Source organism: Nostoc edaphicum CCNP1411, assembly GCF_014023275.1.
GTDB classification, from domain to species: domain Bacteria; phylum Cyanobacteriota; class Cyanobacteriia; order Cyanobacteriales; family Nostocaceae; genus Nostoc; species Nostoc edaphicum_A.
In genome coordinates, this window is sequence record NZ_CP054698.1 from 5,255,898 (window position 1) to 5,270,571 (window position 14,674).

Below are 14,674 nucleotides of genomic sequence, written 5' to 3' on the forward strand. Positions count from 1 at the left end.
TTAAATTTACATTGCGTAACTTAGGTTGATTTATTTTTTCTCTAAGTGGAAAAAGTTGTTTTTGATGACAAGCTGCTAAGTGTCTAAAGCTTTCAGCAATTTAACTAAGTAGGAGCAAATGCCCTAAACCCTACTCCCTGCTTAGATATTTAGATAAGTATGTGTGACAGTTATTAAGCCGATCGCTCCAATCTTGCCATCTAGATCAGATGTTTTATAATGTTATGATATAAAGATATGTTTTTGCATAAGTTAATCACATAAGTTTTTAACCTCAAGTTAATCGTTTATTAGCTTTGCAAAAACTAAAATTGTAGTAGTGGCTACTATGCCTCATCCACAGGTTTCAATGAGATGTCGCATTTTTGAGAATTAGGTGCAACGAAGCCAATTATCTAAACAAGGTGTGAGGAGTAAAGTGATGTCTAATCTTTTGTGGAAATCCTTAGTGGTTAGCCCAGCAGTTTTGGGAGCAACATTGTTAGTTTCGACAACAGCAATTGCCGCCCCAAACACAACCACTGAAGTATCGCCAGCCGGACAAGCAAGTGCAACTGAAGTTGTCCAACAGCCAGAAATATTGGCTCAAACAACCATAGATCAAGTTAATCGCTACAGTAACGAAGGCAATCAAAATAACTCCCAGTCTCAAGTAACATCGGTTTCTCAATTTTCCGACGTACAACCCACCGACTGGGCATTCCAAGCATTGCAGTCCTTGGTTGAGCGCTATGGTTGTATTGCAGGTTACCCAAATGCTACTTATCGCGGTAACCGTGCTTTGACTCGTTATGAATTTGCCGCTGGTTTGAATGCCTGTTTGGATCGAGTTAACGAATTGATTGCCACAGCAACAGCTGACTTGGTAACCAAACAAGATTTAGCTACTTTGCAGCGGTTACAAGAAGAATTTTCCGCAGAATTGGCAACCCTACGCGGTCGCGTAGATTCCCTTGAAGCGCGGACTGCTGAATTGGAAGCTAATCAGTTCTCCACTACCACCAAACTAGTTGGTGAAGCCATTTTTGCTGTTAGTGATGTGTTTGGCGGTACTAGTGGTGACAACAACAACACTGTCTTCCAAAACAGAGTACGCTTAGACTTGCAAACCAGCTTCACAGGTAGAGATGTTTTACACACACGTCTTGCTGCTGGTAATGCAGAAGCTTTTTTACTTGATACTCCTGTAGTCACTAATGAAGGTACACAAACCTTTCAAGTCGGTAATGGCGATGGTGGCAACAGTGTCAAAATAGACCGTTTAACCTATGAAGTTCCCATAGGCCCAGCCAACGTTTACCTCGCAGCTAGTGGCGGACGACACAGCCATTACGCTGCTGTTAACAACCCCTACTTTTTCGATCAAACTGACGGTGGTAATGGCGCCCTGTCTAGCTTTGCTTCTGAAAGTCCCATTTATCGGATTGGTGGTGGTGCAGGTATAGCGCTCAACATACCCTTTGGTCAAAACAGCGGTATTTTGGGAAATAGTTCAATAACTGCGGGTTACTTGGCATCAGAAGCGAATAATCCTGGTCTTGGTCAAGGTCTTACCAATGGCGACTATGCAGCTTTAGGACAGTTTAACTTTAGTGTAGGCGATCGCTTGGCTTTAGCTGCTACCTACGTCCACGCATATAATGGCGGAGCTGGTAATTTATTCAACTCCGGTTCTACGTCAAATGCAGATCTTGTTGCAGTAGGTACTGGACAAGGTAATGCTTTACTAGGTGAAGGTTCCAGCAATTCCTACGGTCTGTCAGCTGCGTTTAGACCCAGCGACAAGCTATCAATTAGTGGCTTCGTCTCTTACCATGATGTCACCGGCTTCGGTGCAGATGATGATTATGAAGCTTGGAGCTACGGTGCTGGGGTTGCTTTAGTTGATTTTGGTAAACAGGGTAATGTTTTAGGTATTTTCGCTGGAGCAGAACCTTATTCTCGTAACCGAGCAGTTTTTGCTGGTAGTGGTAATGATGTACCTTATCACTTTGAAGGTTTCTACAAGTATCGCGTGTCAGATAACATCTCTGTTACCCCTGGTGTAATCTGGTTGACCTCTCCTGGTCAAAACAGCGATAACGACGATGCAATTATCGGTACGCTCAGAACAACTTTCACCTTCTAGAGTGTTGACTATCCACTAACAATTTTGAACTCTATTTCTCCCCGCCATCAGGCGGGGCTTTTTGTTTTGAGTAGCAGCAATGGATAAACCCCAGTATTTAACCGGAGTATACTAGAAAAGTTAGGAGTTGTGAATTCTACAAGTGACTTACGCCGTGAGTAACTTTTTCTGAATGAGCTTTTCTAATTTAATAGGACTTACGCAAAACTATTCTCTGGTAGGGGCAATTCATGAATTGCCCCTACCAGAGAATAAGGGTTTTGGATGTTGTTTGCGTAAGTCCTGTTTAAGTTGGCTTTGTTGGCTTTATAAAGTTACATATTGCTTAATATCCTAACTCTGCGGATTTTGAACTTGGGATTTTATATTGAAGGAAAAATATAAAATTCAGATTGAATGACTCCTAATTCCTAACTCCTAATTTATAACCCCTAACTTATTGCTACTTGTGGAACTATCCTGTAAATCGGAATACGCAATTCTCGCCTTATTAGAGATGGCTGCTCATTACGAAAGTGGCGAACCGCTGCAAATTCGACACATTGCAGCAAGACAAAATATACCCGATCGCTATCTGGAACAGCTACTAGCAACCTTAAGGCGTGGGGGTATAGTCAAGAGTCAACGCGGGTCAAAAGGTGGCTATCTGTTAACGCGAGAACCCCGAAAAATCATCCTTTTTGAGATTTTAGAATGTTTAGAAGGGTTAGAGGTGCGGACTGGTGAAGAAAAGGTTAATTCCAAAACGGTAGACAGTTCGGTTATAGAAGAAATTTGGCAAGAAGCAAGTCGCGCGGCAAATTCAGTGTTGCAAAAATATACGCTCCAGGATCTTTGTGAAAAACGAGATTCCCGGCGGCAGTTGGATATAATGTACTACATTTAGTCAAGAGTCATTTGTTATTTGTTGATAACTAATGACCAATAATTAATAACTAATAACTAATAACTAAGGACTAAATTATGCGAATAGCTCGTAACATTACAGAACTGGTTGGTCGTACACCCCTAGTGCAGTTGAACCGTATTCCTCAAACAGAAGGATGTGTTGCGGAAATTGTGGTCAAGCTGGAAAGTATGAACCCATCGGCATCAGTTAAAGACCGGATTGGGGTGAGTATGATTAACGCTGCTGAAGAAGAGGGACTGATTACTCCTGGGAAAACAGTATTGGTAGAACCCACATCTGGAAACACAGGAATTGCCCTCGCAATGGCAGCAGCAGCCAAGGGTTATCGATTAATTTTGACAATGCCAGAGACGATGAGTGGGGAGCGTCGGGCAATGTTGCGGGCCTATGGAGCAGAACTGGAACTAACACCAGGTATGGAAGGTATGAGTGGAGCAATTGGGCGGGCGCAACAAATAGTTAATACTACGCCAAATACCTATATGTTACAGCAGTTCCGCAATCCAGCCAATGCAAAAGTGCATCGAGAAACTACAGCAGAGGAAATCTGGGAAGATACTGATGGACAAGTAGATATCATTGTGGCAGGGGTGGGCACTGGTGGTACGATCACTGGTGTAGCAGAAGTGATTAAAGCACGCAAACCTAATTCTAAAGCGATCGCTGTTGAACCAGCCAATAGCTCTGTTTTATCAGGGGGAAGACCAGGGCCACACAAAATCCAGGGAATTGGTGCTGGGTTTATTCCCCAAGTATTAAAGATAAAATTGATTGATGAAGTGATTACTGTCACCGATGAAGAAGCGATCGCTTACAGTCGGCGTTTGGCAAAAGAAGAAGGGCTACTATCTGGTATTTCTAGTGGAGCAGCTTTATGTGCAGCAATTCGCGTCGCCCAACGTCAAGAAAATAAGGGACGTTTAATTGTGATGATTCAGCCCAGTTTTGGCGAGAGGTATTTGAGTACACCGTTGTTCCAAGACTTGGAGGCAAGATTAGCCACTAGCGTCAGTTAACGATACATTGAATTAATGGTCAATTCTAAGCACGTTTCTAACCATTACGAAACTCTCAAAGTTAGTCCAAGTGCAAGCCAAGCGGAGATTAAGCTTGCTTATCGCCGCTTGGTTAAGTTATTTCATCCTGACAGTCATCAGGATACAGCCGATCACGAGCAGATTATCCGCATCAATGCAGCTTATGAGGTCTTAGGCGATAACCAAAATCGCCGTAATTATGACCAAGAACTGCAAGATGACTCTCAAAAATTAAATAGCGATCGCCAACAGCGTACAGCATCAGCGCAAAAGCATTACCAGACAAGACGAAAAACAGGACGCGACGTTGATGAGCAAGTCGAGGAATGGCTGCGCCAAGTTTACCAACCAGTTAATCGTTTGCTTTGTACCATTCTTTATTCGTTAGAAGAACAAATGGAGCAATTAGCTGCTGATCCGTTTGATGATGAGCTGTTAGATGAATTTCAGGAATACTTACAAGCCTGTCGAGATGACCTCAAACAGGCACAAAGTACTTTTCGCTCCCTACCGAATCCCCCTAGTCTAGCAAGAACAGCGGCTCACCTCTACTACAGCCTCGATCAGGTAGCAGATGGACTCGAAGAATTAGGTTATTTTCCTTTGAACTACGATGAGCGTTATTTGCACACAGGTCAAGAACTATTCCGCATAGCTACGGGATTACACTGTGAGGCACAAGCGTCTGTTACATAGTAATTGGGCATGGGGCATTGGGCATGGGTTAATCCTGATAGATGTCAAAGGACTAATGACTAATGACTAATGACTAAGAAATTAGTTTATGCTGGAAACAGAAAAAGATTAAGAAATTTTAAATTCTGCTCATAGTGTACTCATGCAATGCATTGTTAATCGCCGCGCCCAGTTTTCAGCAAGTCATCGCTATTGGTTGCCAGAACTGAGTGAAGCCGAGAATATTGAGAAATTTGGTGCTTGCTCTAGATTTCCGGGACACGGACATAATTATGTTTTATTTATCTCCCTAACCGGGGAATTAGATGAATATGGCATGGTGCTGAACTTGTCTGATGTGAAACACGTAATTAAACGAGAAGTTACCAGTCAATTGGACTTCTCTTATCTCAACGATGTGTGGGCAGAATTTCAACAAACTCTGCCTACCACTGAGAATATTGCACGGATTATCTGGCAGCGGCTAGCACCCCATTTGCCTCTAGTCCGTGTGCAGTTATTTGAACATCCTGAACTTTGGGCAGATTATATGGGAAACGCAATGGAAGCCTACCTCACTATCAGTACTCACTTTAGCGCCGCCCATCGGCTAGCTCATCCTAAGCTCAGTAACGAAGAAAACACTGAGATTTATGGTAAGTGCGCTCGTCCCAACGGTCACGGACACAACTACCATCTAGAAGTCACTGTCAAAGGAAAAATTGACCCGCGTACTGGGATGATTATTGATTTAGGTGCCCTGAATCAAGTGGTAGAAGATTATGTGTTAGAGCCATTCGATCACACATTTTTAAACAAAGATATTCCCTACTTTGCCGAAGTTGTGCCCACTGCTGAGAATATCGCACTTTACATTAGTAATTTACTGCGATCGCCCATTCAGGAATTGGGAGCTAAACTTTACAAAGTAAAACTGATTGAAAGTCCCAATAACTCCTGTGAAATTTACTGCACGGAGTCAGAATCAGATTCAGTCAGCACATCCGTGAATCAGCCAGTATTGGCAAGCGTTTAAGTAATTGAAAATCCAGGCATAGGACATAGGGAATTTATATCATCCCCATGCCCATGCCCAAGCTAGAAAAGTTTGTTCTACACTCTTAGCAGTCAACATTGGGCTATTTGCCAAATAAATATTTTTCTCAGATACCACGTTTAAGACAAGACGCGATGAATCGCCGCCTCTACAAATCGGTCTTTTGTCTTGACGGCGATTTATCGTATCTTTAGCAATCTAGAATTTTCATCAAAAAACCTTAATCGAAACGATTTCGTTGTAATAGCTTACTAAATTCAAATTAACTATGAAATATCACAGTCAGTAGAGGTAGGAACGCCAACAGAAAGCTATGCCAGGATTGCAATTGGGTTTCTGAAGTTGATTCTGGTGGTGCTAATAGGGCTTTTACTCTTTGTTCTAAGCGATCTGCACCAGATGAACCTAATGCAGCACAGCAAATTTCCGATAAGACTGGGCTGGTACTAACCACTAATAAAAGTGATTCCGCTAGCACCAGAGGGTCTACTTGCAATGCTGCATAACCGTCGGCACGGAGTTCGCGCAAAGCTAAAAGTTCTTCCCACAAAGGCTCTGTATTCGGCAACCATGCGGTGCAGGAACGCACCCAACCCAGCCAGAAAAACCAGAACGTATCCCTATAATAGTGATGCCCTTGCTCATGGGCTAAGACGCTTTCTAAATGAGCGGGTGAGAGAGCTTGCACTAATCCTTGGCTAACTACTAATTCTGGTTGCCAAAAACCAATCTGACCTGCGAACAGCGCCCCGGTTTGCAGCAGTCTGGCTCGTCTATCGCCAACATTCACTAAAGGGCAGTTACGGGCAGATTCTACAGACTGCCAACCCTGGAAGGCAAGTTTAATGCATGAAATGGCAAAAAATGCTAAATAAATGAATGCTAGTAAATAGCTAATTGAGCCTGTATACATCCCGCCCATTTGTCCTTGAGGCCCCATGAACAGCACCGCGATCGCAGTCATGAAAATTAGCAAGGGCGGGAAGAGAAACAAAAATAGCGATCGCTGCCACCGCAGACTCCAATTGCCTTGGGATTGATTCCAAGAGGATCTTAATAACCAGGCAACTGCCAAAGCAATCAAAATCATCATTAAATGCATCATTGTTCCTCCCTGGCTTGGCGTGCAGATTGAATGCGTTTGGCGATCGCTGCTATTTGCTCACTAGCTGCTTCATCTAAGCTATCTGCAAAAGCAGCAATAACATCAGGATTTCCCACCGCCAGAAATCGCTGTAACTGCTCGTGAGCTTTGATGACATCTGATTGCTGCTTACTCAGCATTGGCCGCCAATAGAATGCCCGCTCTTTCTTGTCGCAGGCCAGCCAACCTTTATCAGTGAGGCGGCGTAAAACGGTGGTGACAGAAGTATACGCTAATTCGCGGTTGGGATCGGCGAGGATGCGATCGTGTACATCCTTGACTGTGGCTGAACCAAGTTCCCAGATAATATTTAAAATTTCCGCTTCCAATGGGCCTAAAGATAGTTGTTTAGGGCGGTAGTCGGGTAAAGGTGCCATAGCAATTTCAATGGGGAGTGGGGAATGGGAGAGATGCAATTAATCGCATCTGTACTGGAAAATGGGGAATGAGTGGATATCCGTCTCTTTGGGCTGTAACTTTTTGAAGCTGTAAATTTTCCCTATTTAGAAAGTCTGTTCTTGTTTTAGGTTACAAGATAGTGCAGCAAGTCTGAAAGTCTAAAAGCATCAAAATGGGCTTTTGGAGTATTTATTAGGGATTAGGGACTCTTAAGATTTAGTTAAAACTCCTAGCAGGTTTCTTCCCGACTCCCCAGTAGAGACGCGATTAATTGCGTTTCTACCGACTCCCATCTATGTATTGAATGAGATACATTTTGTATTTTGATGGTAAAAAATGCTCCAAGAACAATTGTGACTATAGTTAGTGACACCAACTAGGTAGAATATTATTTGCGGCAGTTGTATTAAAGCAGGTGTATCCAGCGCGTGAAGCTATTCGTATATCACACTCCTGAATTGACTCCAACGGATAAAGCGCCAGAATGTGCGATCGCAGTCGATGTATTGCGAGCCACTAGCACAATTGCAACAGTTTTGGCGGCTGGAGGCGAAGCTGTACAAGTATTCAGCGATTTAGATCAGTTAATTGAAGTTAGCGAAAAATGGCCCCCTGAAAAACGCCTGCGGGCTGGAGAACGCGGCGGTGCAAAAGTACCTGGCTTTGAGTTGGGAAACTCTCCCCTCGACTGCACACCAGAATTAGTGCAGGGGCGTCGCTTATTTATCAGTACCACCAATGGCACTCGTGCCTTACAAAGGGTACAAGACTCCCCAAATCTATTAGCAGCAGCCTTGATCAACCGGGCGGCGGTGGTGCAATTTCTCCTAGAGAAACAACCAGAGACAGTATGGATTGTCGGTTCTGGTTGGGAAGGTAGTTTTTCCTTAGAGGATACAGTTTGTGCAGGTGCGATCGCTCATAGTATTTTGCAGCAAACCCAGTTGTCACCAGAAGAACTAGCTGGTAATGATGAAGTTGTTAGTGCGATCGCTCTTTACTCTCAGTGGCAAGATAACTTATTAGGATTATTCCACCAAGCTAGTCACGGTCAACGATTATTGCGTCTTGACTGTTTAGATGATTTAAAATATTGTTCCCAAACTGATATTTTAGATGTCTTGCCAATACAACATGAAACGGGAGTTTTAAAAAGGGGATAGGGACTGGGGACTGAAGAAGGGAATAGGGTAAAGGTTACAGGGTACAGATTATTACCTGTCACCTGTCACCTGTCACCTCTCCCCTAATCTTCATGCCCTATTTTCAAATCTGTGAGCATTTGTCTGAGTCTTTGTCGCCAATGGGGGGGATAAGTCCCTAGAATTGCTGAAATTTTTCCACAAGCAAGCACAGAATAGGCTGGGCGACTGGCTGGTGTTGGATATTCGGCAGTTGTAATGGGGACAATCCGTTCAACTTTTAAAGGGAAGCCTAGCTGTTGGGCTTCTTCAAAAATGGCAACTGCAAAGTCATACCAGCTAGCAACACCGCTATTAGTGTAGTGATAATTGCCGCTAATTTCTGGGGTTAACAGAGGAATGATCTGGGCTATGACTGCGGCTATATCTTGCGCCCAAGTCGGGCTACCAATTTGATCCGCGACAACACGGATTTCTTGGCGTTCTGCACCTAGCCGCAGCATGGTTTTAACAAAGTTACTTTTGCCAAAGTTTCCATAAACCCAAGCAGTACGTAGGATGAGGTGATGAGCGCAAGTTTCCCGAATAGCTTCTTCTCCAGCGAGTTTGGTTTTGCCATAGACACTCAAAGGATTAGTTGCATCGGTTTCCTGGTAAGGGCGATACCCATTACCATCAAAAACATAATCGGTCGAAATATGAATTAGGAAAGCTCCTAATTTTTGGCTTTCTTGGGCAAGAATTAAGGGTGCAGTAGCATTAATTGCGGTAGCAAGTTCGGGTTCACTTTCTGCTTTGTCCACAGCAGTATAAGCTGCGGCGTTAATGATGATTTGCGGTTGGTTGGATCTGATAATACTGCACAGAGTATCAGGCTGGGCAAGGTCTACTGTTGGGCGTGCTACTGAGATAACATTGCCGGAGGATGGGAGTATTTGTTGCAGTTCCTTACCCACTTGACCGTTGCTACCAATCAACAAAATTGATTTACTCATTTGTTATTTGTCATTTGTCATTTGTCCAATAGAAGCAACGCCTTAGATCGCAAAGACGCGATAAATCGCCGTCTCTACAAAGGACTGATTATTGTAGAGACGGCGATTATTTATCGCGTCTCTTGCCTTAACCGAACCGTATTGCGCCCACTCTTTAACATGGTTTGAATTATTTCAAAGCTTTTCCGCCCACCATCAAAGTAAGCTTAGGCTATTACAAAAGATGGGGTATGTACCAATGACCAATGACCAATGACTACTTAATCAAATATTTCAGCAGTTCTCAAAGATTTCCCAGCTTGGTCTTTAGCTGATAAAATCGGTGAGGCACTTAGGGGCCAATCTATAGCTAAATCTGGATCGTTCCATAGAATTGTGCGATCGCCTTGGGGTGCGTAGTAATCTGTAGCTTTGTAGAGAACTTCAGCTATTTCTGAAAGCACGAGAAAGCCGTGGGCAAAACCTGGTGGTATCCACAGTAGGCGTTTGTTTTCAGCACTGAGTTCATAACCTACCCACTTACCGAAGGTAGTGGAACTTTTTCTAATATCTACAGCTACGTCAAAGATAGTGCCCACAATAGCCCGGACAAGTTTACCTTGGGGTTTTTGGATTTGGTAGTGTAATCCCCGCAGAACGTTTTGTTTAGAGCCAGAGTGGTTATCTTGGACAAAGTTGGCAAAAATACCAGTCTCTTGAGCAAATTTTCGGTCGTTGTAGGCTTCAAAAAAGAACCCGCGCTCGTCTGCAAATACTTGGGGTTCGAGTTGTATAACGTCGGGAATTTTGGTATGTACAATACTCATTAATATTATTTCGAGTAATCTGCCACAGTGTTAATTGTGAGAGCAATTTAATGCTTGTATTTTACAGCTAGCAGGGAACACTTCGACTGTGGCTTTTCCTGTTTTTAAGTTAGTTCAATTTGACAGTCATCGCCAATTAGAAATCGCAAGGCTTTGGGGCGACGGGGTGCGAGAGTCAATTGTGCCCTTTGCCCAATCACACTATCAATTATCCGCTGATGGATTCCGGCAATTTTAGCACCTTCTAGAATCACACTGTGTTCTAAATCAGTATCAATGAGTGTCGCATTGTTAGCAATACTACTATAAGGACCAATAAAGCAGTTTTCTAAATGACAATTGCTACCAATCACAACTGGTCCCCGAACTGTGCAGTTAATTACTTTAGATTTTGCACCGATCTGGACTCGTCCAATAATCTGACTTTGGGCATCGACTTCGCCAAGAACTGATGCTGTCAGATAGGTATCGAGAATCAATCGGTTAGCTTCTAATAAGTCATCTTTCTTACCAGTATCTAACCACCAACCTTTGAGATTGTAAGCTAAAACTTGCTTTTCCTGATTAATGAGGTATTGAATAGCATCAGTAATTTCTAGTTCGCCTCTGGCGGAAGGTTGGATATTTGCGATCGCATCAAAGATGAGATGAGAAAAGAAATAAACTCCTACCAATGCCAGATTTGAAGGAGGAACTTTGGGTTTTTCAATTAACTGTAATACCCGTCCTGTTTCATCAACCTGAGCCACACCAAAGGCACTAGGGTTTGCAACCGAACGCAAGAGAATCAAAGCATCTGGTTGTTGTTGGCTAAATTGTTGCAGAAAGTAACGTAACTCACCTAGTTGAATCAGGTTATCGCCCAAGTACATGACAAAGGGAGAATCTCCTAAAAAGGGACGGGCGATTTGGACGGCGTGAGCAAGTCCGAGTGGCTGCTCTTGGACGATGTAGGTGATGTTTGCTCCAAAGGATTCTCCATTTCCGGTTTTCCCTTGGACTTCTGCCCCAGTTTCCGGGCTGATGATGATGCCAATATCAGTAATCCCAGTAGCGACCATTTCTTCAATGCCATACCATAAAACAGGTTTATTCGCAACTGGTACGAGTTGTTTGGCTCCGCTATAGGTGAGGGGACGTAGGCGTGTACCTTTCCCGCCAGAGAGAATTAGTGCTTTCATAGGGATTAAGGATTAATTATCAGTCATTAGTCAAGATAATCTGAAATCTGGACAAAATCCTAAATCCTGGTATCTAAATTCTGGCTTAGTTTATCTTTTATATGTAGCGGGATAACACTTCAACGGTTGCTTGTCCAGTTTTTTCCCAACTGAATTGTTGGGAGTGAATGATACCTTGACTAGAAAGGCGCGATCGCAATGCCGAATTAGTTGCGATAACCTGCATCCCCTCTGTAATTTCTCCGGTGTTGTAGGGGTTGATCAGAATCGCCGCATCGCCAGCTACTTCTGGTAAGGAGGAGAGATTGGAGGTAATGACGGGAGTACCACAAGCCATCGCTTCGAGGACAGGTAAACCAAAACCTTCCCAAAGACTGGGGAAAACGAGAGCGATCGCTTGATTGATGATTTTTGGCAATTCGCTGTAAGGCATATAGTCTAGGAACTTCACTTGATTAGTTATACCTAGTTTCTGAACTTGCGCTGTCAAAACTGGAGTATAACGGCGATCGCTGGGTCCTACTAGCCAAAGCTCGTAATCTTTACAGTTAGGTAATGCCGCAAAAGCGGCAATTAAACGTTCAGTATTTTTGTGAGGATTATGCCGTCCTAAATAAAGGAAATAATTTTGCGTTGGTAAATCCAAGCAAAAAAAATTTTTGACATCATAAGCTAGTGGAATTGCAGTTATTTTATCCTGGGAAACTCCCAAAAATTTGCTTAAATCTTCAGCCGTTGCTATTGAATTACAAATAACGTGTTTTGATTGTCTGATTACAGCACGAATATAATAACTGCAATAAAGCTGCTGTGTCACAGAAAACCATTGTGGAAATCTAAGAGGAATTAAATCATGAACAGTAACTATATAAGAACAAGAAGAAAATAAAGGAGCCTCTGGAATAGGAGAAAATAGTAACGTAGAATTCATTTTATGATATATATTCGGCAGTTTAAATTGCGTCCATAACAGGCGCTTTAAATGCCCTTTTATGCCAAAATCTGTCGTAATATCTGGTGGAGAATAATAACATTTAATGCCAGATATTTTTAGTGGACTTAATACGTCAACATCTAAATTTTTTAGCTCTTTGAATAAATTCAGGCTATAATTTAACCAACCTGTTGGTTGAGTTGGTGCAAAAGATAAATTTGCGAGAACAGGCATAATAAAATTATTTTTTATTAATTAGATACAGATATTTTAACAGTAGATTTTTCCACGGTAAATAATAAAATAATAATCTTCAGGCTATTAGGATTGGCTGTAGTTATAAATTCTCCAAAAAATTTATAAAATATATATATACGTAATAGTAATTTTTCCCACAAAGGGCGATGTTTTTGATAGTAATAAATCTGGCTACGCCTATATTCAATAGCCATTGCATTTGCAGCCTTTTGAATTGAATATCCTTGCAAATGAATCAAAGATACATGAGGCGTGTAGATAATTTTATATCCTTGATACTGCGCTCTTTGACATAAATCTGATTCTTCAAAATACATGAAAAAATTTTCATCAAATCCACCTAATTCATGAAATAAACTTGAACGAATAAAAAAAGCAGCCCCGACAATAATATCCACTTCTTGAATTTCTTGAAATCTTTGTTCAATCAAATTTTGCTCAGAGTTATTTAGATAATCTCGATGCATATTCCGAGCTTGATATTCTCCTTTAATTCCTAATGCCGGCGAAACAGAAATTTGTAAACTACCATCTCGATTCAGCAATTTTGGCCCAATAATTCCTACTTGTGGGTCCGCTTGCATTAACTCAAGTAGATGGGGTAGAATATTACTGGTAAGTATAGTATCAGTATTTAATAAAAATAAGAATTCTCCACTTGCAACTTTTGCGCCTGCATTATTTCCTGCCCCGAAACCGCGATTTTCAGCTTGTCTAAGTAGATGAACTTCAGGGAATTTGTCTGTAATTAATTCAACACTACTATCGCTAGAGGCGTTATCTACAACAATAATTTCGTAGCTAGGTATATCAATAAATTTTTTTATAGAATTTAAGCAATCTGGTAAAACTTCGGCTCCATTATAGTTGACTAAAATAATCGATACTGAAATAGGTTGTTGCTGGTTCATTTGTTTTGAATATTGCTTTTAATGGCTGTAAATTTTGGCAACAACTTGAAGATATAATTTTTAATTTGTTGAATATCGAATAAAATTTTAAAAATCCAAATTCGTAGTGCTATACCTTCAGAACGATATCCTACCTTCCAACTTTGGTAACAAAGCTCAAGAATACCCAAACCAAAATCTAAGCGGCGATTGTCAAAAGGATTAGACCAGTTTGAATCTAATTTTTGGTAAAATCTAGCTTCAAATGCTTTACTCAAATTACTATGAATTAAATAGCTTTTACCTGTAATGCGATATTTTTTCTGGAACCACAGCATCAGTTCAGTATAAAAATTACCAGCATTTTGCATTGCTCCCACGACATTAGAAGTATGCAGCCTATAGCGGACTAATGGTTGGCGAATATGTCCAATTTTACCTTTTTGAATTGCAACCAATGCTACCCACCAATCATGATGCCAACCAATTTCATCTTGTTGAGGAAAGGGTAAAACATAGGCTATCAGAGAAGTGCAAAATAATAAAGAGCATCCCGTTACAACGTTGCGAAGAAGTAATAATTCCACTGTCGCTTTTTCAGGATTACGTCCTTCAAAATCCCAAGTAGAATGATTGATAGTTTTATCATCACTGTTTATTAGTTCCAAATCAGAATGAACTAAGAGTGCTTGTTCAAGACGTAATTTTTTTAGTAGTACTTCCAGCTTTTCTGGAATCCAAATATCATCTTGATCTGAAAAGGCGATCGCTGTAATTTTAGGATCTTCAATACAGTATTGTAAACCCCTTTCAAAATTATGGTAATGTCTCAGGTTATGGCTGTGAAAATGACAAACAAATCGTGAATCATTCTCGATATTTTTTTGAATCGCTGTTTGATATTCAGGTTGGGAGCAGTCATCAACAATATGACAAACCCAGTTATGCCAGGTCTGGTTTTGAATTGACTGGATCTGTTTCTGAAAATATTTCAGATCAGGATTATAGGTTGCTAAAACAATACCAATTTTTTCTGGAATCGGCATTTGAGTTTAATGATATTTGTCAACCTGAAAATATTTCCTGCAAAGTGAGATGGAAATTATCTCCTAACTGGA

At 41.5% G+C, this 14,674-nt stretch carries 14 protein-coding genes; 6 read left to right on the plus strand and 8 right to left on the minus strand.

All coding sequences use genetic code 11. The features are described 5' to 3' along the window. Positions 1-421: 421 nt before the first annotated feature. From HUN01_RS24815 to HUN01_RS24835, 5 genes are all read left to right on the plus strand, one after another. Entirely contained in the window at positions 422-2,128 is a 1,707-nt protein-coding gene (locus tag HUN01_RS24815) for an iron uptake porin (RefSeq protein ID WP_181928408.1), read from the plus strand. A 448-nt stretch (positions 2,129-2,576) separates the two neighbouring features. Continuing rightward, positions 2,577-3,014, plus strand: a complete 438-nt coding sequence (locus HUN01_RS24820) for an Rrf2 family transcriptional regulator (protein WP_181928409.1) — start codon at positions 2,577-2,579, stop codon at positions 3,012-3,014. A 77-nt stretch (positions 3,015-3,091) separates the two neighbouring features. After that, complete coding sequence (gene cysK / locus HUN01_RS24825; protein WP_069069051.1) at positions 3,092-4,054, plus strand: cysteine synthase A; 963 nt, start codon at positions 3,092-3,094, stop codon at positions 4,052-4,054. Between the two features lie 15 nt (positions 4,055-4,069). Continuing rightward, positions 4,070-4,771: a J domain-containing protein gene (locus HUN01_RS24830; RefSeq protein ID WP_181928410.1), complete on the plus strand. Its 702-nt coding sequence runs from the start codon at positions 4,070-4,072 to the stop codon at positions 4,769-4,771. A 142-nt stretch (positions 4,772-4,913) separates the two neighbouring features. Then, a complete protein-coding gene (locus HUN01_RS24835; protein ID WP_181928411.1) occupies positions 4,914-5,786 on the plus strand; it encodes a 6-carboxytetrahydropterin synthase in 873 nt (290 codons plus the stop codon). 283 nt (positions 5,787-6,069) lie between these two features. Here HUN01_RS24835 and HUN01_RS24840 read toward each other — a convergent pair whose 3' ends face one another. Together HUN01_RS24840 and HUN01_RS24845 are read right to left on the minus strand one after the other, a co-directional pair. Continuing rightward, positions 6,070-6,909 carry a M56 family metallopeptidase gene (locus tag HUN01_RS24840; RefSeq protein WP_181932809.1) on the minus strand — a complete coding sequence of 280 codons (840 nt, stop codon included), beginning with the start codon at positions 6,907-6,909 and terminating at the stop codon, positions 6,070-6,072. Next, positions 6,909-7,328, minus strand: a complete 420-nt coding sequence (locus tag HUN01_RS24845) for a BlaI/MecI/CopY family transcriptional regulator (protein WP_069069046.1) — start codon at positions 7,326-7,328, stop codon at positions 6,909-6,911. The genes HUN01_RS24840 and HUN01_RS24845 overlap by 1 nt, the downstream gene beginning before the upstream one ends. 450 nt (positions 7,329-7,778) lie before the next feature. On the opposite strand from HUN01_RS24845, the gene HUN01_RS24850 reads away from it, so the two are divergent. Next, positions 7,779-8,513: a 2-phosphosulfolactate phosphatase family protein gene (locus tag HUN01_RS24850; RefSeq protein WP_181928412.1), complete on the plus strand. Its 735-nt coding sequence runs from the start codon at positions 7,779-7,781 to the stop codon at positions 8,511-8,513. 83 nt (positions 8,514-8,596) lie between these two features. Here the strand turns inward: HUN01_RS24850 and rfbD are convergent, their stop codons facing one another. The 6 genes from rfbD to HUN01_RS24880 all read right to left on the minus strand — a co-directional run bounded on the left by rfbD (position 8,597) and on the right by HUN01_RS24880 (position 14,602). After that, positions 8,597-9,487: a dTDP-4-dehydrorhamnose reductase gene (gene rfbD, locus HUN01_RS24855; protein WP_181928413.1), complete on the minus strand. Its 891-nt coding sequence runs from the start codon at positions 9,485-9,487 to the stop codon at positions 8,597-8,599. 260 nt (positions 9,488-9,747) lie between these two features. Further along, the gene (gene rfbC / locus HUN01_RS24860) at positions 9,748-10,293 is read right to left on the minus strand and encodes a dTDP-4-dehydrorhamnose 3,5-epimerase (RefSeq protein WP_181928414.1); all 546 of its coding nucleotides are present in this window, start codon (positions 10,291-10,293) and stop codon (positions 9,748-9,750) included. A 104-nt stretch (positions 10,294-10,397) separates the two neighbouring features. After that, positions 10,398-11,474: a glucose-1-phosphate thymidylyltransferase gene (locus tag HUN01_RS24865; protein WP_181928415.1), complete on the minus strand. Its 1,077-nt coding sequence runs from the start codon at positions 11,472-11,474 to the stop codon at positions 10,398-10,400. A 97-nt stretch (positions 11,475-11,571) separates the two neighbouring features. Continuing rightward, positions 11,572-12,642, minus strand: coding sequence for a glycosyltransferase family 4 protein (locus HUN01_RS24870; RefSeq protein ID WP_181928416.1), 1,071 nt, complete (start codon positions 12,640-12,642; stop codon positions 11,572-11,574). Positions 12,643-12,659: 17 nt separating this feature from the next. Further along, positions 12,660-13,577, minus strand: a complete 918-nt coding sequence (locus HUN01_RS24875) for a glycosyltransferase family 2 protein (RefSeq protein ID WP_181928417.1) — start codon at positions 13,575-13,577, stop codon at positions 12,660-12,662. Then, complete coding sequence (locus HUN01_RS24880) at positions 13,574-14,602, minus strand: glycosyltransferase family 2 protein (protein WP_181928418.1); 1,029 nt, start codon at positions 14,600-14,602, stop codon at positions 13,574-13,576. Before HUN01_RS24880 ends, HUN01_RS24875 begins: the two co-directional genes overlap by 4 nt. Between the last annotated feature and the right edge of the window lie 72 nt (positions 14,603-14,674).